General features: G+C 68.0%; 29 protein-coding genes. 11 read left to right on the plus strand and 18 right to left on the minus strand.

Translation table 11 applies throughout. From position 1 onward, the window contains the following. Nucleotides 1-91: 91 nt before the first annotated feature. Nucleotides 92-1753 carry an acyl-CoA dehydrogenase family protein gene (locus FL625_RS12195; protein ID WP_149588950.1) on the plus strand — a complete coding sequence of 554 codons (1662 nt, stop codon included), beginning with the start codon at nt 92-94 and terminating at the stop codon, nt 1751-1753. 80 nt (nt 1754-1833) lie between these two features. Further along, nucleotides 1834-2847, plus strand: coding sequence for an SDR family oxidoreductase (locus tag FL625_RS12200; protein ID WP_149588951.1), 1014 nt, complete (start codon nt 1834-1836; stop codon nt 2845-2847). Between the two features lie 83 nt (nt 2848-2930). Here FL625_RS12200 and FL625_RS12205 read toward each other — a convergent pair whose 3' ends face one another. From FL625_RS12205 to era, 4 genes are all read right to left on the minus strand, one after another. After that, nucleotides 2931-4148, minus strand: a complete 1218-nt coding sequence (locus FL625_RS12205) for an MFS transporter (RefSeq protein WP_149588952.1) — start codon at nt 4146-4148, stop codon at nt 2931-2933. 62 nt (nt 4149-4210) lie between these two features. Next, nucleotides 4211-4930: a DNA repair protein RecO gene (gene recO, locus FL625_RS12210; RefSeq protein ID WP_149588953.1), complete on the minus strand. Its 720-nt coding sequence runs from the start codon at nt 4928-4930 to the stop codon at nt 4211-4213. A gap of 47 nt (nt 4931-4977) precedes the next feature. Continuing rightward, complete coding sequence (locus FL625_RS12215; RefSeq protein ID WP_149588954.1) at nt 4978-5313, minus strand: DUF1491 family protein; 336 nt, start codon at nt 5311-5313, stop codon at nt 4978-4980. A 46-nt stretch (nt 5314-5359) separates the two neighbouring features. Further along, the gene (gene era, locus FL625_RS12220) at nt 5360-6271 is read right to left on the minus strand and encodes a GTPase Era (RefSeq protein ID WP_149588955.1); all 912 of its coding nucleotides are present in this window, start codon (nt 6269-6271) and stop codon (nt 5360-5362) included. Nucleotides 6272-6374: 103 nt separating this feature from the next. Here era and FL625_RS12225 point away from each other — a divergent pair, with 103 nt between their 5' ends. Beyond that, complete coding sequence (locus FL625_RS12225) at nt 6375-6938, plus strand: thermonuclease family protein (RefSeq protein ID WP_235019398.1); 564 nt, start codon at nt 6375-6377, stop codon at nt 6936-6938. On the opposite strand, the gene rnc is transcribed toward FL625_RS12225, so the two are convergent. From rnc to folK, 10 genes are all read right to left on the minus strand, one after another. Further along, nucleotides 6935-7627: a ribonuclease III gene (rnc, locus tag FL625_RS12230; RefSeq protein WP_149588956.1), complete on the minus strand. Its 693-nt coding sequence runs from the start codon at nt 7625-7627 to the stop codon at nt 6935-6937. The genes FL625_RS12225 and rnc overlap by 4 nt on opposite strands. Then, nucleotides 7624-8427, minus strand: coding sequence for a signal peptidase I (gene lepB, locus FL625_RS12235; RefSeq protein WP_149588957.1), 804 nt, complete (start codon nt 8425-8427; stop codon nt 7624-7626). The genes rnc and lepB overlap by 4 nt, the downstream gene beginning before the upstream one ends. Nucleotides 8428-8482: 55 nt before the next feature. Next, entirely contained in the window at nt 8483-9178 is a 696-nt protein-coding gene (locus tag FL625_RS12240; protein ID WP_149588958.1) for a hypothetical protein, read from the minus strand. A 68-nt stretch (nt 9179-9246) separates the two neighbouring features. Then, nucleotides 9247-9672, minus strand: a complete 426-nt coding sequence (gene acpS / locus FL625_RS12245; RefSeq protein ID WP_149588959.1) for a holo-ACP synthase — start codon at nt 9670-9672, stop codon at nt 9247-9249. Beyond that, nucleotides 9669-10157: a hypothetical protein gene (locus tag FL625_RS12250; protein WP_149588960.1), complete on the minus strand. Its 489-nt coding sequence runs from the start codon at nt 10155-10157 to the stop codon at nt 9669-9671. Before FL625_RS12250 ends, acpS begins: the two co-directional genes overlap by 4 nt. Further along, nucleotides 10144-10905 (minus strand): pyridoxine 5'-phosphate synthase, encoded by a 762-nt coding sequence (locus FL625_RS12255; protein ID WP_149588961.1) that lies wholly within the window; start codon nt 10903-10905, stop codon nt 10144-10146. The genes FL625_RS12250 and FL625_RS12255 overlap by 14 nt, the downstream gene beginning before the upstream one ends. A gap of 35 nt (nt 10906-10940) precedes the next feature. Then, nucleotides 10941-11648 (minus strand): DUF2062 domain-containing protein, encoded by a 708-nt coding sequence (locus FL625_RS12260; protein ID WP_149588962.1) that lies wholly within the window; start codon nt 11646-11648, stop codon nt 10941-10943. A 40-nt stretch (nt 11649-11688) separates the two neighbouring features. Next, nucleotides 11689-13806 carry a RelA/SpoT family protein gene (locus FL625_RS12265; RefSeq protein ID WP_149588963.1) on the minus strand — a complete coding sequence of 706 codons (2118 nt, stop codon included), beginning with the start codon at nt 13804-13806 and terminating at the stop codon, nt 11689-11691. Between the two features lie 28 nt (nt 13807-13834). Continuing rightward, entirely contained in the window at nt 13835-14188 is a 354-nt protein-coding gene (rpoZ, locus tag FL625_RS12270) for a DNA-directed RNA polymerase subunit omega (protein WP_149588964.1), read from the minus strand. Nucleotides 14189-14284: 96 nt separating this feature from the next. Then, nucleotides 14285-14845, minus strand: coding sequence for a 2-amino-4-hydroxy-6-hydroxymethyldihydropteridine diphosphokinase (gene folK, locus FL625_RS12275; RefSeq protein WP_149588965.1), 561 nt, complete (start codon nt 14843-14845; stop codon nt 14285-14287). A gap of 156 nt (nt 14846-15001) precedes the next feature. On the opposite strand from folK, the gene FL625_RS12280 reads away from it, so the two are divergent. The 8 genes from FL625_RS12280 (at nt 15002) to FL625_RS12315 (ending at nt 19852) form a co-directional block, all read left to right on the plus strand. Continuing rightward, nucleotides 15002-15577, plus strand: coding sequence for a LabA-like NYN domain-containing protein (locus FL625_RS12280; RefSeq protein ID WP_149588966.1), 576 nt, complete (start codon nt 15002-15004; stop codon nt 15575-15577). Between the two features lie 49 nt (nt 15578-15626). Continuing rightward, the gene (locus FL625_RS12285) at nt 15627-16055 is read left to right on the plus strand and encodes a YqaA family protein (RefSeq protein WP_149588967.1); all 429 of its coding nucleotides are present in this window, start codon (nt 15627-15629) and stop codon (nt 16053-16055) included. A 216-nt stretch (nt 16056-16271) separates the two neighbouring features. Continuing rightward, on the plus strand, nt 16272-17225 hold the full coding sequence (ispH, locus tag FL625_RS12290) for a 4-hydroxy-3-methylbut-2-enyl diphosphate reductase (protein WP_149588968.1): 954 nt from the start codon (nt 16272-16274) through the stop codon (nt 17223-17225). After that, nucleotides 17225-17695 (plus strand): hypothetical protein, encoded by a 471-nt coding sequence (locus tag FL625_RS12295; RefSeq protein WP_149588969.1) that lies wholly within the window; start codon nt 17225-17227, stop codon nt 17693-17695. Before ispH ends, FL625_RS12295 begins: the two co-directional genes overlap by 1 nt. Before the next feature lie 36 nt (nt 17696-17731). Then, nucleotides 17732-18193 (plus strand): DUF3429 domain-containing protein, encoded by a 462-nt coding sequence (locus FL625_RS12300; RefSeq protein ID WP_149588970.1) that lies wholly within the window; start codon nt 17732-17734, stop codon nt 18191-18193. A 2-nt stretch (nt 18194-18195) separates the two neighbouring features. Continuing rightward, complete coding sequence (gene rnhA / locus FL625_RS12305) at nt 18196-18666, plus strand: ribonuclease HI (protein WP_149588971.1); 471 nt, start codon at nt 18196-18198, stop codon at nt 18664-18666. Beyond that, a complete protein-coding gene (locus FL625_RS12310) occupies nt 18663-19310 on the plus strand; it encodes a trimeric intracellular cation channel family protein (protein ID WP_235019399.1) in 648 nt (215 codons plus the stop codon). Before rnhA ends, FL625_RS12310 begins: the two co-directional genes overlap by 4 nt. 41 nt (nt 19311-19351) lie before the next feature. Continuing rightward, nucleotides 19352-19852: a transcriptional regulator gene (locus FL625_RS12315; protein ID WP_149588972.1), complete on the plus strand. Its 501-nt coding sequence runs from the start codon at nt 19352-19354 to the stop codon at nt 19850-19852. On the opposite strand, the gene FL625_RS12320 is transcribed toward FL625_RS12315, so the two are convergent. From FL625_RS12320 to def (FL625_RS12335), 4 genes are read right to left on the minus strand one after another with little or no spacing between them, the layout of a single operon-like run. Next, entirely contained in the window at nt 19845-20078 is a 234-nt protein-coding gene (locus FL625_RS12320; RefSeq protein WP_149588973.1) for a GlsB/YeaQ/YmgE family stress response membrane protein, read from the minus strand. The two genes, FL625_RS12315 and FL625_RS12320, sit on opposite strands and share 8 nt — an antisense overlap. A gap of 50 nt (nt 20079-20128) precedes the next feature. Then, nucleotides 20129-21022, minus strand: coding sequence for a methionyl-tRNA formyltransferase (gene fmt / locus FL625_RS12325; RefSeq protein ID WP_149588974.1), 894 nt, complete (start codon nt 21020-21022; stop codon nt 20129-20131). After that, nucleotides 21019-21522, minus strand: coding sequence for a peptide deformylase (def, locus tag FL625_RS12330; protein WP_149588975.1), 504 nt, complete (start codon nt 21520-21522; stop codon nt 21019-21021). Before def (FL625_RS12330) ends, fmt begins: the two co-directional genes overlap by 4 nt. Continuing rightward, a complete protein-coding gene (gene def / locus FL625_RS12335; protein WP_149588976.1) occupies nt 21519-22031 on the minus strand; it encodes a peptide deformylase in 513 nt (170 codons plus the stop codon). The genes def (FL625_RS12330) and def (FL625_RS12335) overlap by 4 nt, the downstream gene beginning before the upstream one ends. Nucleotides 22032-22125: the final 94 nt, after the last annotated feature.

The raw sequence follows: 22125 nt of genomic DNA on the forward strand, positions 1-22125 counted from the left end.
TCCTTACTGGAAGCATGATTGAAATCTTGTTGCTCTGCCGTTGCGAAGGCGCTACCCCTTCGCAGGTGCAGAATCTCGCTGGAGCCGACCCATGCCCGATGGACAGCCGATGACCCAGAGCCCGATCCTTTCCGACCTGAAGACGCTGACCAAGGCCGCGCTACCCGAGATCGAGGCGCTTCTCGCGGCCGCCCGCGAGGGGCTGAGGGCGAAGGTCTCTGCCGGGGGCAAGGTGTCGAACCTGGCGCTCGAAGCCCGGCAATACCAGGCCCATGCGCTCGCCTGGCTGGCAACCTATGTCGAGGCCCTGCGCCAGCTGAACGCCTGGGCCGACCGGCTGGCGGAGGCCGGGAAACTGGGCGAGATGGAGACCCTGATCCTGCAGATCGGCTTCGGGGAATACCTGGCCCAGATTTCGGGCGGCATCCCGATGAGCCAGACCGAATTCGCCCGCCTCTCCGACCTCGGGATGACCTGGAGCCCCGGCACCGCCGCAGCCAGACTGATGGCTCAGGGCAACACGCCGGAGGCCCGCCACGCCCTCGTGGCCCTGATGCGCGACAACCATGGGCGGGCGACCTTCGGGGCCACCGGGCTGGACGAGGAACTGGAGATGATCCGCGACCAGTTCCGCCGCTATGCCGACGAGAAGGTCATCCCCCGTGCCCACGACTGGCACCTGAAAGACGAGCTGATCCCGATGGAGGTGATCGAGGAACTGGCCGGGATGGGCGTCTTCGGTCTGACCATTCCCGAGGCTTACGGCGGCTTCGGCCTGTCGAAGGCGTCGATGGTCGTCGTCTCCGAAGAACTCAGCCGCGGCTATATCGGCGTTGGCTCCCTCGGCACCCGGTCCGAAATCGCCGCCGAGCTGATCCTTTGCGGGGGCACCGAGGAGCAGAAGGCGAAATGGCTGCCCGGCCTGGCCTCCGGGGAAATCCTGCCCACGGCGGTCTTTACCGAACCGAACACCGGCTCGGACCTTGGCAGCTTGCGCACCCGGGCGCGGAAGGCGGGGGACGACTGGATCATCACCGGCAACAAGACCTGGATCACCCACGCGGCCCGGACCCATGTCATGACCGTCCTCGCGCGGTCGGTCGAGGGCACCACCGACTACCGCGGCCTGTCGCTGTTCCTCGCCGAAAAGACTCCCGGCACCGACGAGACGCCCTTTGTGGATCCCGGCCTGTCGGGCGGCGAGATCGAGGTGCTCGGCTACCGCGGCATGAAGGAATACACCGTCAACTTCGACGACTTCCGGGTGAAGGGCGAGAACCTTCTGGGCCAGGTCGAAGGCCAGGGCTTCAAGCAGCTGATGCAGACCTTCGAGAGCGCCCGCATCCAGACCGGGGCGCGGGCGATCGGCGTCGCGCAATCGGCGCTGGAGACGGGGATGCAGTATGCCGAGGACCGCAAGCAGTTCGGCAAGAGCCTGATCGAGTTCCCGCGCATCGAGTCGAAACTGGCCATGATGGCGGTCGAGATCATGATTGCCCGCCAGCTGACCTATTTCTCAGCCTGGCAGAAGGACCACGACAAGCGCTGCGACCTCGAAGCCGGGATGGCCAAGCTTCTGGGCGCCCGCGTGGCCTGGGCCAGCGCCGACAACGCGCTCCAGATCCACGGCGGCAACGGGTTCGCGCTGGAATACCGGATCAGCCGGATCCTGTGCGATGCCCGCATCCTGAACATCTTCGAGGGCGCCGCCGAGATCCAGGCTCAGGTGATCGCGCGCCGCCTTCTCGAGTAGCCTGTTGCCACCGGCTTGTCGCCTTGTCAGACTGACCCATATCGGGTGCAGGTTGACAGCGCAAAGACAAGGGCGACCGGATGGCAGGGACCGTTCTTCTGACGGGAAGCTCCGGCTTCATCGCCAAGCAGGTCGCGCTGAAGCTCCTGAACGCCGGCTACGCGGTCCGGGGAACGCTGCGCCGTATGGACCGCGCCGACGAGGTTCGGGCTGCGCTTGCCCCCTATCTCACCGAAACGGCCGGCGCGCTTGGCTTCGTCCAGGCCGATCTCGAATCCGATGCCGGCTGGGCCGAGGCCATGCAGGGCGTGACGGCCCTGGTCCACACCGCCTCTCCCTTCCCCATCGCCCAGCCCAATGATCCCGCCACGGTGATCCGCCCGGCGGTCGAGGGCACCGAGCGCGTCCTGAAGGCGGCGGCGGCGGCCGGGGTGACGCGGGTGGTGCTGACCTCATCGACAGCGGCGGTCCTGAACGAATCCAAGCCGGATACGCTTCAGGACGAGGCCGACTGGTGCGATGTGCACCTGCCCACGACCACGCCCTATGCCAAGTCCAAGACGCTCGCCGAACGTGCCGCCTGGGAGATCGCCAGGGCCCGCGGTCTGCGCCTGACCACGATCAACCCCGGCCTCGTCCTCGGGCCGCCGCTGGACGGACACTACGGTTCGTCCCTGGCGCTGATCGAACGGTTCCTCAAGGGCAAGGATCCGATGCTGCCTCCGTTGGGCCTGCCCGTCGTCGATGTCCGCGACGTGGCCGAGATGCATCTGCGCGCGCTGCAACGCCCCGAGACCGAGGGGCGGCGCTATATTGCGGCGTCCGGCTCTATGGCCTTCGTGGACATGGGCCGCACGCTGAAGGCCGCCTACCCGGCCCGCCGCATCCCCACGCGCGAGGCGCCGAAGGCCCTGGTCCGGTTCCTGGCGCTGTTCGACCCTGACATCCGCTCGATCCTGCCCAAGCTCGGCCATCTGGAGCGGGTGTCGAACGCGCGTGCGGTCAAGGAAATGGAGATGGAGTTCATAGCGCCCAAGGCGGCGCTGCTGGCGGCGGCCGATTGGCTGGTCAGGAACGGCAAGGTCTGGGCCTGACCAGCAGCCGCTCGTCGTTCGACTGCGTCTCCTCCTCGCCCCGTGCACCCCGTGACGAGAGGTTGAAGTCGCGAAGGATCGCCTCACGCCCCCCCGCGCGAGGGTCGCACCACCCCCAGCCGGGGATGCAGCTGCCCCGCCACCGCCCAGGACGCCAGAAGTCCCAGCCCGGCCGCGACGAAGATCCCCGGCAGGGGCGCGACCCACAGCACCAGCCAGGCGAGGCCCGGCGTCAGGATCGAGGACACGTCGCGGAAGCTGGAATAGACCGCCGACATCTCGGTGCGCTCGGATGGCTTGACCGACATCAGGAAGGGCAGGCCCCCGACCACGTCCAGCGTGACGAGGAAGATCGAGGCCGCCATGACCAGCGCGACCGTCACCCAGGGCAGGAAGGCCAGCAGCCCCGCTGCCAGGAACAGCGTCCCGCAGGCGCCGAAGGCCAGCCGGACGGACCGGCGCACCGACAGCCGGCGCGCCAGCCGGTTCAGCGCGGGGGCCGCGAACAGGGTTGCGTTGGTGATCGACAGCGCGATGCCCCCCACCTTGTCGCCCAGGCCCGCCTCGATGCAGAAGATCGGCAGATAGACGACATAGACCCACCAGCCGCAGCTGCGCATCACCGCGAACATCCAGCCCGCGATCAGCCGCGGCTGGCTGAAGAACCGGCCGAGATAGCCCAGGGGGTTCACCGCCGGCCGCTTCGCCCGCGCGATCTGCTTGCCGTTGCCCAGCCGCAGCACCCAGAAGCTGACGAGGAGGATGGCCGCAAAGGCTCCAGAGGCCAGGAAGGGCAGCGCATGGCCGTGATGATACAGCCAGACCCCCGTCATCGGCCCGATGGCCCAGGGGGCGGCGGCATAGACCATCTGGGTGGACTGGCTGCGACCGAGGTTTTCGCGGTCCACATAGTCCAGCACATAGGCGTTCAGGCAGACGAAGATCGTGACCGTGGCCATCGCGTTGCAGATCAGCGCCAGCGGCACCGACCAGACCGTGCCGATGGCCCCCAGCGTGTTGCCCACCAGATACAGGCAGACCCCCCCGGTATAGGCCCAGCGCCTCGGGATCCAGCGCGTGGCCCAGGGCACCATCAGCCCCCAGACCAGCGCCACGATCCCCGCGACGAAGAACACCACCGAGGTCGCCTGCGCATCGCCCAGCGCGTCATAGACCACCAGCGGCATGGTCGAGATCAGCATGCCGCGGATCGAGGCATCGAGGCCCGACAGCAGCGCGAAATGCTCGATCCTCGGGGTCGGGCTGTGGCGCAGCGCCAGCGGAATGTAACGGTAGGCCATGGCGCCAGTTGGACGGGCGGGTCCGGGTTCCGTCTGTCACAAAGGCGACATGTCCGGTCGGTTCAGGCCTGCCGGGCGATCAGGTCGACCAGCCGCGAGCGCGCCTCGGGAAGCGGCCGGTCCTGCAGGATCGGTCGCAGCCCTCGGTCAAGGAAATGGCCGGTCAATCGCAGCCCCTGCGCAAGGTCCCCGGCGTCCATCGGCCCGGTCCCGGCCAGCGTCGGCGGCAGGGGCAACAGCCGGTCGGCCCAGTCCCCCGCGCCCGTGCGCGTCACCGCCCGCCCGGTCCTGGGGCTGACGAAGGCCAGCCCTTCCCGCGCGCCCGTCACCGCGCAGGCGGTCAGGTCGAGGCCGAAGCCCAGCTCTTCCAGCAGTCGCAGTTCCCAGCGCAGGTAGGTGGCGGTCCAGCCCTCGGCCCCGAGCGCGTCGAGAAGGGTCAGCGTTTCGGACCAGAGCCCGGGATGCGGCTCGCGTTCCGGCAGGGCGGCGCGCAGCAGGGCGCAGGCCGACAGGAGCCCCGCCAGCGCCAGCCGGTCTTCCAGAAGATGCGCCCGGCTCTGCACCGGCTCGACCGTGAAGACCCCCAGATGCTCGTCCAGCCGCGCCCGCCAGTCCAGCCGCACGCCCGTGCCCGGCTGCAAAACGGGCGCCATCCGGCGCGAGGCGCCACCGCGCACCACGCCCGCATGCCGGCCATGCCCGGCCGTCAGCACCTCGATGATCGCGGCGGTCTCGCCATGCGGGCGCATGGCCAGGATCACGCCCTCGTCGCGCCAGTCCATGCGCCGGACTATCGGCGCGGGGCGCGGCCGGCGCAAGCGGGACGCGCTCAGTCCGACAGACCCTCTTCGTCCAGCAGCGTCCGTCCCTGGCGGTCCTCCAGTTCGATCACCCAGAGGTCGGGGTCGCGGGCCCGGGTGCGGGCGACCAGCGCATCCACCTCGGCCTCCGGCCCCTCGGCCAGCAGGAACCAGGCCCGCGCGCCGCTCAGGATGTCGGACCGCCGCTCCCAGGCCCGCGCCGTGCCATCCAGGAGCGCGACCTTCACCACCACCGCGCCCGCCTCTGCATCGCCCTTCGCCGTCACATAGGCCGGGATGTCCGCCAGCGCGAGCCGCTTCAGATAGGCCGCGACCCAGAGTCCCGCTGCCAGACGCGGCTGCATTCAGCCCCGTCCGGCCCAGGAATTTTCGCCGGCAATTCTTGCGCTCCTACGCATCGCCGTCCTTGAAATCCAGACCCATCTCGGAATAGCGCTCGGGTTCGTCCAGCCAGTTCGGGCGCACCCGGACCTGGAGGAACAGATGGACGGGCCGGCCAAGGAAGTCCGCAATCTCGGCCCGTGCCGCCTGGCCGATGGCCTTGATCGTCTCGCCCTTGTGGCCCAGGACGATCCCCTTGTGGCCCTCGCGCGCGACATAGATCACCTGGTCGATCCGGGTCGAGCCGTCGGGCTTGTCCTCCCACTTCTCGGTCTCGACCGTCAGCTGGTAGGGCAGTTCCTCATGCAGGCGCAGGGTCAGCTTCTCGCGCGTCATCTCGGCCGCGATCATCCGCATCGGCAGGTCGGCGATCTGGTCCTCGGGGTAGAACCAGGGGCCCTCCGGCAGGACCGAACCCAGCCAGTCGCGCAGGTCCTCGACACCGTGGCCACGCTCGGCGCTGATCATGAAGGTCTTCGCGAAGGGAAAGGCCTTGTTCGCCTCTTCGGCCAGCGCCAGCAGGGTCTCGGCCTTGACCCGGTCGATCTTGTTGATGGCGAGGGCAACGGGCTTGCCCTGCGGCATCTCGTCCTTCAGCCGGTCGATGATGGCAAGCGCGCCTTCGGTCAGGCCCCGGTGCGCCTCGATCAGAAGGACGACGACATCGGCATCCGAGGCCCCGCCCCAGGCCGCCTTGACCATGCTGCGGTCCAGCCGGCGACGGGGGCGGAAGATGCCGGGGGTATCCACGAAGACGATCTGCGCCTCGCCCGCCATCGCGATCCCGCGGATGCGCGCGCGGGTCGTCTGAACCTTGTGGGTGACGATGCTGACCTTCGCCCCCACCATCCGGTTCAGAAGCGTCGATTTCCCGGCATTGGGTTCGCCGATCAGGGCGACAAAGCCTGCGCGTGTGGTCATGTGGTGAGACTAGCCCTTCATTGATGGCAGGGCCATAGAGAAAAGCCGCCGGAATTGCCAGTTGCATAACGGCCCAGGCGCGTCATCCTGCAAACATAATGCCTTGGATTCGTTTGCCATGGGTCTTCTTCGTCTCCTTCTGCGTGCCTTTTCCCGATCCAGTCGTCCGAAGCTGGTCGTCGTCGAGCGTGAGACATCGGTCATCGAGGAGCGCATCCCGCGCCGGCCGCCTGCCGTCACGGTCAGGCAGACGACACATGTCCAGATCGTCGAGGTGCAAGAGCTGCGCGGACGCGCCTGGGTAATCGACGGTGACACCATCGACATCGGCGGCACGCGCATCCGCCTGGCGGGCATCGACGCCCCTGAAATGGACCATCCCTACGGAAAGAACGCCAAGTGGACCCTGGTCAATCTCTGCAAGGGGCAGGAGATCCGTGCGGTCTTCGATGGAGACCTGTCGCATGATAGGACCGTTGCAACCTGCTACCTGCCTGACGGCCGCGACCTGTCGGCCGAGATGGTACGGGCCGGCATGGCCATCGACTGGCGCAAATTCTCGGGCGGGAAGTACGCCGGGCTGGAGCAACCAGGCATCCGCCGCAAGCTCTGGCGCTGCGATGCCCGTCAGAAGGGGCGGATGCCACCTGCGGGCTTGCCCGATTAGTCGGCTTCCCCGCCCGCAAGCCGGTCCAGAAGCGCCTTGGCCGCCGCCTGTTCGGCCACCTTCTTCGACCCGGCGCTGGCCGCCTCGGTCGCGCCGTTGGCCAGCGTCACCCGCACGGTAAAGACCGGCGCGTGGTCGGGGCCGGACCGCCCGGCCTCCTCATAGACCGGCGGCGGCATCCCGCGCGCCTGGGCCCATTCCTGCAAACTGGTCTTGGCGTCCCGCGCGTCGGGTTCCACCGCCGCGATCCGCTCGCCCCAAAGCCGCAGCACCAGCGCCCGCGCGGCCTCGAAGCCTGCGTCCTGGTAGACCGCCGCGATCACCGCCTCCAGCGCGTCGCCGAGGAGAGCCTCCTTCCGGCGACCGCCGGTCAGCATCTCGGACCGCCCCAGTTTCAGCACCTCGCCCAGACCCACCTCGCGCGCGACATCGGCGCAGGTCTCCTTGCGCACCAGCGCATTGAAGCGCGGGGCAAGCTGCCCCTCTCGCGCCTCGGGGTCGGCGGCCAGCAGCGCCTCGGCCATGACGAGGCCCAGCACCCGGTCGCCCAGGAACTCGAGCCGTTGGTTGTCGGGCCGGGTGGCGCTGCCGATCGAGGCATGTGTCACCGCGCGCACCAGAAGCTCGGGCTTGCGGAACTGATGCCCCAACCGGGCCTGGAAGGCCAGGAGGTCGGCCGCAAGCCTCACTCGATCGCCTTGAAGAAGCGGTCGCCCCGCCAGGTCCAGACATAGAACAGGCTGCGCCCGGCCGAGGAGAAAATGATCCGGTCCGCCCGGCCGATCAGGTACTTCGCCGGCAGGTAGCCCACCCCGCCCACCGATTGCGAGAACCGGCTGTCGGTGGAATTGTCGCGGTTGTCGCCCATCACGAAGTAATGGCCTTCGGGCACGGTGAAGACATCCGTGTTGTCGCCGGGCCCGTTGGCGTCGATGTTCAGCACATGGTGCTGGCGACCCTCGGGCAGGGTCTCGATGAAGCGGGACTTCTTGCAGATGCCGCCTTCGCCCACCGCGCCGTTCTCGCAGCGCGGGCGGTTGCGCATCGGGCCCTGGGGTTCGTAGACCTCCTCGAACACGCCATCCGGCGTCTGCGGTGCCTCGACCCCGTTGATGTAGAGGATCCCCTCCTTCATCTGGATCCTGTCGCCCGGCAGGCCGATCAGCCGCTTGATGTAGTCGGTGCCCGCCGTGGGATGCCGGAACACCACCACGTCGCCACGCTTGGGCTCGGAGCCGAGGAAGCGGTCCTCGAAGGGGCAGAGGCTGATCGTGGTGAAGGGTATCTCGCAGGAATAGCGCGAATAGCCGTAGGCCATCTTGTTGACGAACAGGAAGTCGCCGATCAACAGAGTGTCCTTCATCGACTCGGACGGGATCCAGAACGGCTGGAAGAACACCGACCGGAACCCGATCGCGATGACCAGGGCCCAGAACACCGTCTTGATGGTCTCGACGATGCCGCCATCGCCCTTGTCCCTGCTCGCCATTGCCTGTCCTGCCTCATGTGCTTTGCCGCTTCTTGCGCGCAAGCGCGGGGCGAAGTCAAGGCAAGCGCGCCCGGCGGGGAATGGCGCTGTCGGGGACGTGAAGCTCGGCGCGGAAATCCGGGCCGCGCACCGGGGCGGTCACGGTCAGGGTCCAGACCCGATCGACCGGGGGCACATTGGTCAGGATCGTCTGCCTTGCGCCGGGCGGCGCGGGCGCGACCCGGGCGGCCTTCGCACGGCGCCGGCCCTCCGGCACCGGATCGGGACCTACCCGGCGCGGCACATCGAAGCGGAAGGCCAGGCCCTGCTGCGTGTCCGAGGCGGCGGGCAGCTCGATCTCGTGGCTCCAGACCGGAAACGAGCGCAGGCGCGGGCCGTCCTCGTTGTCCTCGAACATGTGCACGTCATGGCAGGTCAGCAGCAACCGGAAGGGGCCGGTCGCGGCGACGGGTCGGGCGCTGCGCAGCCGACCGGACAGCGGGCTTCCGGGGCGCAGATGGCCTGGGCCGTCAATCTCCAGCACGACCGCCCCGAAGGCGCGCTGGCGCAGGGCGGACAACGCCGCCGCGGCCCCGTGCCACAGGCCGACCGTGGCCAGAAGCACGATCAGGAACAGCATCGGATTGAAGGCCGGATCGTTGATGTCCAGCACCCAGGGCCGCCCCCAGACCCAGAGCGCCCCCGCCCCCGCAAGGCAACCAAGGGCGATCAGTCCCGCCCGCGCCGCCTTGCCTGCGGAAGATCCGATCATGCCCCTCCTCCCCGCCGGCCCGACGGCATCCCCGACGGCGTCCAAGCGCGGCATGGTGCCACAGCCTTTCAGCCGCGCAAGTCCCCCTGACCGCGCAGCGGCCGGGCCTCGATCACCACGAACGCCTGCGCCCAGGGGTGGTCGTCGGTCAAGGTGACATGGATCACCGCCTCGTGGCCCTCGGGCGTCATCGCCCGCAGCCGGTCGGCCGCCCAGCCCGTGACATGCATCACCGGCTGGCCCGAGCGCAGGTTGGTCACCGCCATGTCCTTCCAGGCGATCCCCATGCGCAGGCCGGTGCCCAGCGCCTTGGAACAGGCCTCCTTCGCAGCCCAGCGTTTCGCATAGGTCGCCGCCACCGCCCGCGCCCGGCCTTCCGCCTTGCGCTGCTCGACCGCGGTGAAGACGCGGTTCCTGAACCGCTCGCCATGGCGGGCGAGCACGGCCTCGATCCGCTCGATGTTGGCCAGGTCGGTGCCGATGCCCAGGATCATTGCACCACCGCCGTCACCACGCCGGTTGCCTGGTTGATCGTCACCGACAGCCAGCCCTCGTCGAAGCCTGCCCCCATCGGATCGGCCTGCGAGACCGGCAGGCTCACCGTCAAGCCGCGCGCCGGGTCATAGATGGCCTTTGCCGGTCCAAGCCCCATGTCGGCAAAGCCCAGGCCCTCTGCCGAGGTGACCACCGAACACATCGGACTGCCCAGCTCGTCGCGCGGCGGATGCAGGATCAGAAGGTAGAGCGCCGCCGCCGCCGGCTCGACCGTGTCGATCACCACCAGCCGGATTTCGCCCCTGGCGAAGGTTCGGGTGTTGGCTTCCCAGGGTTCGGCCACATTGCGGACATCGGATCGGTAGTCGCCGCACGGCGTGACCGTCACGGGGTCCGCAACGGCCGCAACCCCGGCCAGTCCGGCCAGCGCCATGCCCGCCAGAGCCGCCCGCAGGGCCGGGGCCAGGCGCTCAGACCAGCCCACGCGCCAGATCCATGCGGCGGCGCATCTCCTCGATCGCCGGGCCGAGGCCGCGGAAGATCGCCTCGCCGATCAGGAAATGACCGATGTTCAGCTCCATCAGTTCGGGGATCGCGGCGATGGGTTCGACATTCTCGTAGGTCAGCCCGTGCCCGGCATGGACCTCAAGCCCCAGGTTTGCCGCCAATTCCGCGCCCGCGCGCAGCGCGGCAAGCTCGCGGTCGGCCAGGGCGAACTCGCCTTCGGCATGCAGATCGGAATAAAGCCCGGTGTGCAGTTCCACCACCGCCGCGCCGATCCGGGCCGAGGCCTCGATCTGCCGCGGGTCGTGGCTGATGAACATGCTGACCCGGCACCCCGCCTCGCGCAGGGGCGCGATGAAGTCGCGCAGCCGCGCCTCGTCGCCGGCCACGTCGAGGCCGCCTTCGGTCGTCCGCTCCTCGCGGCGTTCGGGAACGAGGCAGACGGCATGCGGTCGGTGGCGCAGGAGGATCGCCTGCATCTCCTCTGTCGCGGCACATTCGAAGTTCAGCGGCACCGTCAGCGCCGCCATCAGGGCCTCGATGTCGGCATCTCGGATGTGGCGGCGATCCTCGCGCAGATGCGCGGTGATCCCGTCCGCGCCCGCCGTTTCCGCCAGAAGTGCGGCGCGCAGCGGGTCGGGCCAGGCCGAACCGCGCGCGTTCCGCACAGTGGCCACATGGTCGATGTTGACCCCAAGCCGCAGCTTTCCGCTGTCCCGTAGTGTCATAGCCCTTACCGCCCTTCGCTGGATCCGCCGTCAGTCTAGGGACTTCCCGGCGCGTCGTCATCGGCCTCGTCGCCGCCCCTCTCGCCGCGCAGCTTCAGCTTGGCCGCGGCTTCGGCCAGCTTGGCGCGCATCTTCCGCCGCCGCTCGGCCCGTTCATGCGCGGTGGCCGCGCGCGCCTTCTGGTAGGCTTCGACCAGCGGGATGGTGATGTAGTAGGCGGCGACCGACAGGATGATCGCCGGGCCCAGCGCGCCGATGAAATAGGGCACATAGATTTCGTGCCAGAACTGGATCAGCCCGTCCCATTGCGTCTTCTGCGGGCCGAACAGCGCCATGAAGTTGAACCACAGGTCATGCCCGGCCTCGGCGAAGGCCCTGCCGATGTAGTGGGCGTTCAGCGGCGCCTCGATCCCCATGATCCAGTGGCCCAGCGTCATCGCCAGCACCGCGAAGAAGGGGGTCGTGACCGGGTTGGTGTTGAAGGTGCCCAGAAGTGCGGCCAGCACATTGCCGCGCAGCAGCCGGGCGGCAACCCAGGCTGCCAGGAACTGCAACCCCGGCAGCGGCAGGAACCCGATGAAGAACCCCGCAAAGACTCCGCGCGCCACCCGGTGCGGTCGATCCGGCAGCCGCCGCATCCGGTAGACGACATAGCGGGTGGCGCGCTTGAAGCCGGACCGCGGATAGACCTGCTCGCGCAGCCATTCGCCCCAAGTCAACGGATCCCTGCGCTTGAAAACCAACTTCGTGCCTCTTGCCCCCGACTGCGCCCGTTCTGCTGGCCTAGGGCCGCCGTGTCAAATCCCGATGACGAGAGATCTGGGCCACGTCGGTTTCGGCTTCCAGCGCCGTCATCACCATGTGCAGGTGCTCTACATCGCGCAGGTCCACGTCAACAATGAGGCGATAAAAGTCCGGTTTTCTGTCGGTGAAGCGCAGGTCGGAGATGTTGGCCTTCTGCTCGCCGATCAGGGTGCAGATGCGACCCAGGACTCCCGCATCGTTCGAGATCGTGAGGTCCAGGCTCACCGTGAACACCGGCTTGTGCCGGCCCGAATGCCAGTGCAGGTCCACCCAGCGCGAGGTCTGGTCCTCGAACTCTTCCAGCGCGGGGCAGTCGATGGCATGCACGACCACGCCCTGCCCGCGATAGGTGATGCCGACGATGCGTTCCCCCGGCACCGGCTGGCAGCACTGGGCGCGGCGGAACTCCTGGTCGGCGGTCAGCCCGGCCACCGGGCGACCCGAGTCCACTTCCTCGGCCACCGCCTGCGCCAGTTCGGGATAAAGCGTCTCGACCACCCGCCGCGCCGGCAGTTCGGCGCTGCCGAGCCTGGCCAGCAGGTCGTTCTCGTCCGCCAGCCCCAGCATCTTGGCCGCCGTCCGCAGCGCCTTGTCGGTGGCCTTCTTGCCCACATGCTCGAAGGCCGCCCGGGCCAGTTCCTGCCCCAGCTTGACGAACCGCCCCCGGTCCTCCTCGCGCAAGCTGCGCCGGATCGCCGCCTTGGCGCGGCCCGTGGTCACGATGTCGATCCAGCTGGCCTGCGGTCGCTGGCCTTCCGCCGTGATGATCTCGACCGACTGGCCGTTCTTCAGCCGCGTCCAGAGCGGCACCCGGATCCCGTCGATCTTGGCCGAGACGCAGGAATTGCCGATCCGGGTGTGGATCGCATAGGCGAAGTCCAGCGGCGTCGCCCCGCGCGGCAGCTGCACCACGTCGCCCTTGGGCGTGAAGCAGAAGACCTGGTCGGAATACATCTCGAGCTTGACGTGTTCCAGGAACTCGTCGGTGTCGCCCTCGTCCAGCCGTTCGGTGAGGCTCGCGATCCATTTCGCCGGGTCCACCGCGAAGGGGTTCACCGCCCGCACGCCCTCGCGGTAGGACCAGTGCGCCGCGACCCCGGCTTCGGCCACCTCGTGCATCTCTCGGGTGCGGATCTGCACCTCGACCCGCTTGCCGTCGCGCCCCGAGACGGTTGTGTGGATCGAGCGGTAGCCGTTGTTCTTCGGCTGGCTGATGTAGTCCTTGAACCGCCCCGGCACCGCGCGCCAGCGCTGGTGGATGACGCCAAGGATGCGGTAGCAGTCCGCCACGCTGCCGCAGATCACCCGGAAGCCGTAGATGTCGGACAGGCGGCTGAAGGCCAGGTCCTTCTCCTGCATCTTGCGCCAGATGCTGTAGGGCTTCTTCGCCCGGCCGAACACGTCCGCCTCGATCCGCGCCTTCTCCAGCTCGTGCCGGATGTCGCCGCTGATCTGGTGCACCACATCCCCCGTCTCGCGCTGGAGCGTCAGGAAGCGGCGCATGATCGAGTTGCGCGCCTCGGGGTTCAGGACCTTGAAGGCCAGGTCCTCCAGTTCCTCGCGCATCCACTGCATGCCCATCCGGCCGGCCAGCGGCGCGAAGATCTCCATCGTCTCGCGCGCCTTCTGCGCCTGCTTTTCCGGGCTCATCGACCGGATCGTGCGCATGTTGTGCAGCCGGTCGGCCAGCTTGACCAGGATCACCCGCAGGTCGCGGGACATCGCCATGAACAGCTTGCGGAAGTTCTCGGCCTGCTGGCTTTCGGTCGAGCTGAGTTGCAGGTTGGTCAGCTTGGTGACGCCGTCCACCAGCTCGGCCACCTCCTCGCCGAACTGCGCCGCGACGTCGGCATAGGTGGACCGGGTGTCCTCGATCGTGTCGTGCAGCAGGGCGGTGACGATCGTCGCGTCATCCAGCCGTTGCTCGGTCAGGATCGCGGCCACGGCGACGGGATGGGTGAAATAGGGCTCGCCCGACTTGCGGAACTGGCCCTCGTGCATCTTCAGCCCATAGGCATAGGCCCGACGGATCAGGTCGGCGTTGCAGCGCGGGTTGTAGTTGCGAACCAGGGCGATGAGGTCTTCGACGTCGATCATCACCGCCCCTCTGCGGGTCTCGCGCCCGTCAGAACTCGCCCTGGGCTTCCATCAGGGCGCGGAGCAGTTTCTCCTCCGACATGTCGTCGACCATCGGACGATCCATCTCGCCGCCCATGAGCAGAGCCATCTGGTCCTCTTCCGGCTCGTCCACCTCGATCTGGGTCTGGTGGCTTTCGATCAGACGCTCGCGCAGAACCTCGGCCGACAGCGCCTCCTCGGCGATCTCGCGCAGGGCGACGACCGGGTTCTTGTCGTTGTCGCGGTCCACCAGCACCGGAGATCCTGCCGCAATCTCGCGCGCCCGGTGGGCGGCCAGCATCACCAGCTCGAACCGGTTCGGAACCTTGTCAACGCAATCTTCGACCGTCACGCGGGCCATGGGACACTCCAATCGGAAGCTTCGCTGGAAGTCGCCTGTTTATGCCGCCCGCGCGGGCTTGACAAGCGGCAAAACAGGCAAGTTCACTTGTGTATGTCACAACGGTCGCACATCCGCGCGATCGGCTTCGGGCAGGTCCGCCAGCATCTCGGCCACCGTGCGCCCGTCGCGCGGATGGCGCCAGTCGGGCGCGACATCGGCAAGCGGCACCAGGACGAAGGCGCGGTCCTGCAACCGGGGGTGCGGCAGGATCAGCCGATCCGGCGCGATACGGGCCTGCGCCTCTGGGGCAAGACCGCGCCAGGCATCCTGGGTTTCGGCGTCGGGCAGCACCGAATCGCCCAGCGCTAGAAGGTCAAGATCCAGCGTCCGCATTCCCCAGCGTGAATTGCGCTGACGACCGAATTGCATCTCGATCCGGTGCAGGGTCGCCAGAATTGACGCTGGGTCAATTCCGGAATCCACCGCAAGGACGATCGCCGCATTCACATAGTCCGGCCCCGCGCCGGGGGGAAAGCATGGCGTCGCGAAGAACCGGCTAACTGCCCGCACCGAAAGACCTTCTGCCGCAATCGCACGGATTGCCCGTCGCAGCGTCTCTGCCGGAGCGTCACCTTCGAATGGCAGGTTTGCGCCGATTGCAACCAGTGCGTGCATGAATTTCACCTTCCTGACGGATTATTTCCTACACTTCACTTGTCGGAAACCGGCCCGGGCTGCTATTCACGGCCTGTCAGCCGCGCGACATTTATTTTCGTCGTGCAGACTATGGGGAGCACAGCATCCGCGCGGCGACATTGAGGGGACCTTTGAATGTTTTACAAGGACGAACGGCTTGCGCTGTTCATTGATGGTTCGAACCTTTACGCGGCCGCCAAAGCCCTGGGTTTCGACATCGACTACAAGCTGTTGCGGATGGAGTTCTTGCGTCGGGGAAAGCTTCTCCGCGCCTTCTACTACACCGCGCTGCTTGAAAACGACGACTACTCGCCGATTCGGCCGCTGGTGGACTGGCTCCACTACAACGGCTTCACCATGCGCACCAAGCCCGCGAAGGAATACACCGACAGCCAGGGACGGCGGAAGGTGAAGGGCAACATGGACATCGAGCTTTGCGTCGATGCCATGGAACTGGCCTCGCGGGTGGACCATGTGGTGCTGTTCTCGGGCGACGGCGACTTCCGGCCGCTGGTCGAAAGCCTGCAACGTCAGGGGGTCCGGGTGTCCGTCGTCTCGACGATCCGCAGCCAGCCGCCGATGATCGCGGACGAGTTGCGCCGTCAGGCCGACAACTTCATCGAGCTGGACGAGCTGCGCGAAGTCATCGGCCGTCCGCCGCGCGAACCGCGTCCCGCGGTCGGCGAAGAGGTCGCGGTCGAAGCGAAGTGAGCCTTGCGGTGATCGCATCGGGGTCTGGGGCCCCCGATCCGATCGCCTCATGATCGCACTGTCCGGCCTGTTCGTGGCGGCATTTCTTGCCGCCACTCCGGTTCCTTTCCAGTCCGAGGTCGTATTCCTCGCGATGCAGGCCGCAGGTTGGCCCCCTGCCCTGTTGATCCTTGTCGCCTCGATCGGCAACACGCTCGGCTCCTGCGTGACCTATGGCCTTGGCCGCTGGCTCTCCGACCAGCGTGATCATCGCTGGTTCCCGCTGAAGCCCGCACAGATGGCCCGCGCCGAAGGCTGGTGGGCCCGCTGGGGCCTCTGGCTCCTCCTCCTGTCCTGGGCGCCGTTCGGCGATGCGATCGTCGCGCTTTCCGGCGTGCTTCGGGTGCCGCTGCCGCTGTTCCTGATCCTGGTCGCCATCGCCAAGACCGGCCGCTACATCGCGCTTGGCTGGATGGGCGAGACGGCCTTCGGCACCTAGTCGAACCGCTCGTCGATGCCCTTTGGGCACTCCTCGCTGGCGCCCTCGCGACGAGAAGCCGAAGGCGCACGAGGAGCATCGTGGTCATCAGATCCTGAACTCCCACAGCCAAGCCATTGAAATCCCTGATGGCCCGAGACCAGTTCCGCGTGGACACTGGACGCCCGCGCCGCCAGCCCGTAAACCTGTTGCGACTGCCCTCCCAAAGGTCACCCGATGCCCGATCTGCCCCCCCTCACCCTCTACCTTGCCGCCCCCCGCGGCTTCTGCGCCGGGGTGGACCGGGCGATCAAGATCGTCGAGATGGCTCTGCAGAAATGGGGGGCCCCGGTCTATGTCCGGCACGAAATCGTCCACAACAGGTTCGTAGTGGACGCCCTGAAGGCGCAGGGGGCCGTCTTCGTCGAGGAACTCGACGAGGTTCCGTCCGACCGCCCCGTCGTCTTTTCCGCCCACGGCGTCCCGAAATCCGTCCCGGCCGAGGCCGCCCGCCGCAATATGATCGCAGTGGACGCCACCTGCCCGCTGGTGACGAAGGTCCACAACGAGGCCGCCCGCCACCATGAGGCCGGCATTCAGATGATCTACATCGGCCACGCAGGCCATGCCGAAACCGTCGGCACCATGGGCCAGCTTCCCCCCGGCGAGGTGCTGCTGGTCGAAACCGTCGCGGACGTGGCGAAGCTTCAGGTCCGCGACCCCGCCAGGCTCGCCTTCATCACCCAGACCACGCTGTCCGTGGACGACACCGCCGAGATCGCCGCCGCGCTCAAGGCCCGCTTCCCCCTGATCCGGGCCCCCGCGCATGACGACATCTGCTACGCCACCACCAACCGCCAGGCCGCCGTCAAGGCCATCGCGCCGAAGATCGACGCCCTTCTCGTGATCGGCGCCCCCAACTCCTCGAACTCCCGGCGCCTGGTCGAGGTCGGCAGCGCCGCCGGCTGCCCCTATTCCATGCTGATCCAGCGCGCCGCCGACATCGACTGGCGCGCGCTGGACGGCATCCGCGCCGTCGGCCTCACCGCCGGGGCCTCTGCGCCCGAGGTGCTGGTGAACGAGGTCATCGATGCCTTCCGCGCCCGTTTCACGGTGACGGTTGACCTCGTCGAAACCGCCGTCGAGGACGTCGAATTCAAGGTTCCCCGCATCCTGAGAGAACCCGCCTGATGCTGAAGCCGCTTGCTGTCCTGATTGTCCTTGCGCTGCCGGTGCAAGCCGACGAACCGGCCCCGGTGCTGGCCGACTACTGGACCAATTCGGGCAGCCTGCCGCCCGAATACGCCTGGGAAACCAGCGTCCTGATCCGCGAGGACGGACAACTGGAACTGAAGCACTGCCGGGGCTACGAGACCGAGGGCCCCGCCTGCAAGCAGCGCAAGGCGAAAGTCCCTGCGACCGCGCTGGAGGCAATCCGCACTGCGGCGACGGACAGCGGACTGCTTGAGGAACCCGCCCGCGAGACCGATGCGCCGGTGGTCGGCGGCGGGATGACCTGGGGTCATGTCTACCTGCCCGGCGGGACGGTCGAGCTGCTTCCGCAACCCGCAGAAGCCGATGTGCAGCGGGTCGGCAAGGTTCTTGCCGCCATTGCCGCCGCCATCCCGCCGCGATTTGAGCGCTTCACCGATCCGGACTGACTGGCCTTGCGCGGCGGGGCAGGCTAGATCATCGCAATGACCGACGACACCCGCATCCCCCGCCCTGCCCTTCTGCTCGGCCTTGCCGGGCTGATCCCGTTCCTGTGGTCGGCGGCCACGCATCTGTCGCCCACCCTTGCGGCCGCGGCCGGGAAATGGCTTTCGCCGATGTTCCTCGGCGCCTATGTCGGGCTGACCTACGGCACCGTCATACTGTCGTTCATGTCCGGCGTCCTCTGGGGGTTCGCGACCCGGGCCGAGGGCCGAGAGGCCGCCATCGCCTACACCCTCTCGGTCATCCCGGCGCTCTGGGCCTTCTTCATGGTGCCCGACGCATCGGACACCTCGGCCATCTTCCTTGCGGCCGGCTTCGTCGGCCTCCTGCTCCTCGACGCCACGTTCCAGGCCTGGGGCCTCGCCCCGCGCTGGTGGCTGCGGCTGCGCGTCATGCTGACCGTGGTTGTCCTCGGCTGCCTCGCCATCCCGCTACAGGCCTGATCATGGCGGACCTCTTCGCCTATACCGACGGCGCCTGTTCCGGAAACCCCGGGCCCGGGGGCTGGGGCGTGCTGATGATCGCGCGCGAGAACGGCGCGGTCGTCAAGGAGCGCGAGCTTCAAGGGGGGGAAGCCATGACCACGAACAACCGCATGGAGCTTCTGGCCGCGATCTCGGCGCTCGAGGCGCTGACAAGGCCCTCCGAGGTGACCATCGTCACCGACAGCGCCTATGTGAAGAACGGCGTCACCGAATGGATCCATGCCTGGAAGGCCCGGAACTGGCGCACCGCCGGGGGAGCCCCGGTCAAGAACGTCGAGCTGTGGCAAAGGCTTGAGGCGGCTGCCGCCCGCCACAAGGTCACCTGGCGCTGGATCAAGGGCCATGCCGGCCATCCCGAGAACGAACGCGCCGATGCGCTGGCCCGTGCCGGGATGGCCCCTTTCAAGGCGCCGCAGGAGTCGCGGGCATGATGCCGGAGTTCACGCTTCAGGACGGCCTGGACTATGCCTCGGTGCTGGTCTTCGCCCTGACCGGGGCACTGGCCGCCAGCCGGTCGCAGCTGGACATCGTCGGCTTCATCTTCATCGCCTGCCTGACCGCCGTCGGCGGCGGCACCTTGCGGGACGCGATCCTGAACCGCGAGGTCTTCTGGGTCGCCGATCCGACGGTGCTGGCCGTTGCCACTGCTGCCGCCGTCCTGGTCTTCTTTACCGCGCATCTTCTGGAAAGCCGATACCGCGCGCTCCTGTGGTTCGACGCCGCCGCGCTGGCCATCGCCGTTCCCGCCGGCGTTGCCGTGGCGCTGACGGAAGGCCAGAACTGGCCCATCGTCCTGGTCATGGGGATGATTACCGGCTGCATGGGCGGGCTTCTGCGCGACGTGGTCTGCAACGAGGTGCCGCTGGTCCTGAAACAGGGCGAGCTTTACGCGACCTGCGCGCTGGCGGGCTCGCTCGGCGCGGTGCTTGCGGGCCTCGCCGGTCTGGGAGAGGGCCTTGCGCTGGTGATCTGCGGTGCCATCGTCCTTGTGCTGCGTGCGGGCAGCATCGCGCTCGGCTGGCGCCTGCCGGTCTACAAGTCGCAGCCCCCCCGGCCCGGAGCACCCAAACGGTAGCACGCTTGATCCGTGAACGAACATTCGTTTAGGTTCAGGGCATGCCTCGCAAGCGCATCATTCCGGACGCCCAGGTCTTTGCCATCATCCAGCGGCTGCTCGATGACGGAGGCGACAAGGCGGTGTCATTCGGATCCGTCGCCACCGCGACCGGCCTTGCCCCGCCAACTCTTGTGCAACGCTATGGCAGTCGCGATGCCATGGTGCGTGCGGCGCGTCTGGCGTTCTGGGACGACCTCGACAGCCGGACAGGCGAGGCCATCGCCGCGACCGTCGGCAAGGGACCACAGGGCCTGTTGAAGGCGATCGGCCCGGTAAAGGCTGCGGATATTGCCGCCGATCTGCGGGACCCCGACCTGGCGCAGCGCGCGGCCAGCTGGCGCGCAACTGTCGAGGCCGCGCTTGCCGAACGGCTCGGCTCTGGCGGAAAGGCCCGGGAAAGTGCCGGGCTCCTGTTCGCCGCCTGGCAGGGGCTGGCGTTCTGGTCGGCGGCCGGCCCCTCGGACCTTCGGCTCAAGGATGCGGTGAAGCGGCTTACCTGACCCAGGTCTTCCAGGCCCAGATCAGCAGCAGCGCCCCCAGGAGGGCGCCGACGAACCCCGCCCCGATCCCGGCCAGCATCACCAGTCCGCGCAGGACCACGGTGCCGATCAGGGCACCCAGCACGCCGAGGGCAATAGTGGTCGGCGTGTCCATGTTCACCTTCAGGATGCGCGAGGCCAGAAAGCCCGCGGCAACCCCGACGACCAAGAGAGCAACAAGCGGCATGGCTTCCCTCCTCCCAATTCCGTGAATATGGGGGGCGCCGGGCCCCTGCGCTACAGCCTGTGCGGCAAAATCAGCCCGCGCAGCACTTCGGCCGCCGGCATCGGCCGCTTGCCTTCGCGCTGCGCCTCGGTGATCTCGACCGCGCCGTCACCGCACGCGACCGTGAATCCGCCCAGCACCTGGCCCGGCACGCCGCCGCCCGGCGCAAGCCGCGAGCGCAAGAGCTTCACCCGCTCGCCGTTGATCTCCACCCAGGCGCCGGGAAAGGGCGACAGCCCGCGGATCAGACGGTCCACCTCGACGGCCGGGCGGGTCCAGTCCACCCGCGCTTCGGCCTTGTCGATCTTGGCGGCATAGGTCACGCCGGCCTCGGGCTGCGGCTCGGGCGCGAGGTCCGGCAAACGATCCAGCGCCTGCACGATCAGCCGTGCACCCAGCGCGCTCAGCCGGTCGTGCAGTTCGGCGGTCGTCTCCTCGGCCCCGATCGGAATGGCCTCGCGCAGCAGCACCGGCCCTGTGTCCAATCCCGCCTCCATATGCATGATGCAGACGCCGGTTTCACGGTCCCCCGCCATGATCGCCCGCTGGATCGGCGCTGCGCCCCGCCAGCGCGGCAAGAGGCTCGCGTGGATGTTCAGGCATCCCAGCCGCGGCGCGTCCAGCACCGCCTGCGGCAGGATAAGCCCGTAGGCCACGACCACCGCCACATCCGCCCCCAGCGCCGCAAACTCGCGCTGGGCCTCCTCGCTGCGCAGCGAAACCGGATGGCGCACCGGCAGGCCCAGCGCCTCGGCGCGTGCCTGCACCGGGCTTGGCCGTTCGGCCTTGCCGCGCCCGGCGGGGCGCGGCGGCTGGCAATAGACGGCAAGGATCTCGTGCCGGGCATGCAGCGCCTCCAGCACCGGGACGCTGAACTCCGGCGTTCCCATGAAAACTATTTTCATCTGCGCCGCCCCAGCTTTTCCGCCTTGGCAATCAGCATCTTGCGCTTCAGGGCCGAGAGGTGGTCGAAATACATCTTCCCCGCCAGATGGTCGATCTGGTGCTGCACGCTCGTTGCCCAGAGCCCGACGAAATCCCGTTCCTCGACCGCCCCCTGCGCGTTCAAGAACCGCACCGTCACCGCCCGGGGCCGCGCAATCACCGCCGAAACGCCGGGCAGATTGGGGCTGGCCTCCTCGTGCTCGCGCAGCTGGACGCTGGCGTGCAGCACCTCGGGGTTCGCCATCCGCACCGCCTGCCCCCGCGTCTCGGAACAGTCCACCACGGCCAGCCGCAAGGGCACGCCGATCTGTACCGCGGCCAGCCCGTATCCCGGCATTGCCTCCATCGTGTCGATCATGTCCGCCCAGAGCGCCCGCACCTCGTCGGTGATCTCCGGCACATCCGCTGCCGGCGTCCGCAGCACCGCCGAAGGCCAGGGAACACAGCGCCGGACCGTCACGCCCGCGCCCGTTCCCGCTTCAGCTTTTCCATCTTGCGGGTGATCATCTGGCGCTTGAGCGGGCCGAGGTAGTCGATGAACAGCTTGCCGTCCAGATGGTCGATCTCGTGCTGCACGCAGGTCGCCCAGAGGCCGGAGAACTGCCGTTCCTGCTCGGTCCCGTCCAGCGCCAGCCAGCGCACACGCACCTCGGCGGGCCGCTTGATCTCGGCATACTGGTCGGGGATTGACAGGCAGCCTTCCTCGTAGGTCGAAAGATCCTCGGACGACCAGACGATCTCGGGGTTCACCAGGGCCATCGGCTCCGGGTCGCCCTCCTTGATGCAGTCCATCACGATCAGGCGCCTGGTCACGCCGACCTGCGGCGCAGCAAGGCCGATGCCCGGCGCGTCATACATCGTCTCCAGCATGTCGGCGGCAAGGGCCCTGACCTCGGGCGTGATTTCCGCCACGGGGTCGCAGACCTTCTTGAGGCGCGGGTCAGGATGGATCAGGATGGGTCGGATCATGCAAGCGATCTACGAAAGCGGGCCACGGATGGCAAGAGGAACGCCGGACATCGGCCTCGGGCCACCTCAAGTCATCATGTTCCGCCATTCTGGC

Source organism: Tabrizicola flagellatus (genome assembly GCF_008271465.1).
GTDB lineage: Bacteria > Pseudomonadota > Alphaproteobacteria > Rhodobacterales > Rhodobacteraceae > Tabrizicola > Tabrizicola flagellata.

Coding starts and splice junctions, on each gene's coding strand:
- def (WP_149588976.1), bottom strand. CDS start 22,031: ATGATCCGACCCATCCTGATCCATCCTGACCCGCGCCTCAAGAAGGTC.
- FL625_RS12320 (WP_149588973.1), bottom strand. CDS start 20,078: ATGCCGCTTGTTGCTCTCTTGGTCGTCGGGGTTGCCGCGGGCTTTCTG.
- rpoZ (WP_149588964.1), bottom strand. CDS start 14,188: ATGGCCCGCGTGACGGTCGAAGATTGCGTTGACAAGGTTCCGAACCGG.
- FL625_RS12255 (WP_149588961.1), bottom strand. CDS start 10,905: ATGACACTACGGGACAGCGGAAAGCTGCGGCTTGGGGTCAACATCGAC.
- rnhA (WP_149588971.1), top strand. CDS start 18,196: ATGGCGGACCTCTTCGCCTATACCGACGGCGCCTGTTCCGGAAACCCC.
- acpS (WP_149588959.1), bottom strand. CDS start 9,672: ATGATCCTGGGCATCGGCACCGACCTGGCCAACATCGAGCGGATCGAG.
- FL625_RS12200 (WP_149588951.1), top strand. CDS start 1,834: ATGGCAGGGACCGTTCTTCTGACGGGAAGCTCCGGCTTCATCGCCAAG.
- FL625_RS12300 (WP_149588970.1), top strand. CDS start 17,732: ATGACCGACGACACCCGCATCCCCCGCCCTGCCCTTCTGCTCGGCCTT.
- FL625_RS12315 (WP_149588972.1), top strand. CDS start 19,352: ATGCCTCGCAAGCGCATCATTCCGGACGCCCAGGTCTTTGCCATCATC.
- FL625_RS12240 (WP_149588958.1), bottom strand. CDS start 9,178: ATGATCGGATCTTCCGCAGGCAAGGCGGCGCGGGCGGGACTGATCGCC.
- FL625_RS12195 (WP_149588950.1), top strand. CDS start 92: ATGCCCGATGGACAGCCGATGACCCAGAGCCCGATCCTTTCCGACCTG.
- FL625_RS12285 (WP_149588967.1), top strand. CDS start 15,627: ATGATCGCACTGTCCGGCCTGTTCGTGGCGGCATTTCTTGCCGCCACT.
- ispH (WP_149588968.1), top strand. CDS start 16,272: ATGCCCGATCTGCCCCCCCTCACCCTCTACCTTGCCGCCCCCCGCGGC.
- FL625_RS12265 (WP_149588963.1), bottom strand. CDS start 13,806: ATGATCGACGTCGAAGACCTCATCGCCCTGGTTCGCAACTACAACCCG.
- era (WP_149588955.1), bottom strand. CDS start 6,271: ATGACCACACGCGCAGGCTTTGTCGCCCTGATCGGCGAACCCAATGCC.
- fmt (WP_149588974.1), bottom strand. CDS start 21,022: ATGAAAATAGTTTTCATGGGAACGCCGGAGTTCAGCGTCCCGGTGCTG.
- FL625_RS12205 (WP_149588952.1), bottom strand. CDS start 4,148: ATGGCCTACCGTTACATTCCGCTGGCGCTGCGCCACAGCCCGACCCCG.
- FL625_RS12295 (WP_149588969.1), top strand. CDS start 17,225: ATGCTGAAGCCGCTTGCTGTCCTGATTGTCCTTGCGCTGCCGGTGCAA.
- FL625_RS12310 (WP_235019399.1), top strand. CDS start 18,663: ATGATGCCGGAGTTCACGCTTCAGGACGGCCTGGACTATGCCTCGGTG.
- folK (WP_149588965.1), bottom strand. CDS start 14,845: ATGCACGCACTGGTTGCAATCGGCGCAAACCTGCCATTCGAAGGTGAC.
- FL625_RS12215 (WP_149588954.1), bottom strand. CDS start 5,313: ATGCAGCCGCGTCTGGCAGCGGGACTCTGGGTCGCGGCCTATCTGAAG.
- recO (WP_149588953.1), bottom strand. CDS start 4,930: ATGGACTGGCGCGACGAGGGCGTGATCCTGGCCATGCGCCCGCATGGC.
- FL625_RS12280 (WP_149588966.1), top strand. CDS start 15,002: ATGTTTTACAAGGACGAACGGCTTGCGCTGTTCATTGATGGTTCGAAC.
- lepB (WP_149588957.1), bottom strand. CDS start 8,427: ATGGCGAGCAGGGACAAGGGCGATGGCGGCATCGTCGAGACCATCAAG.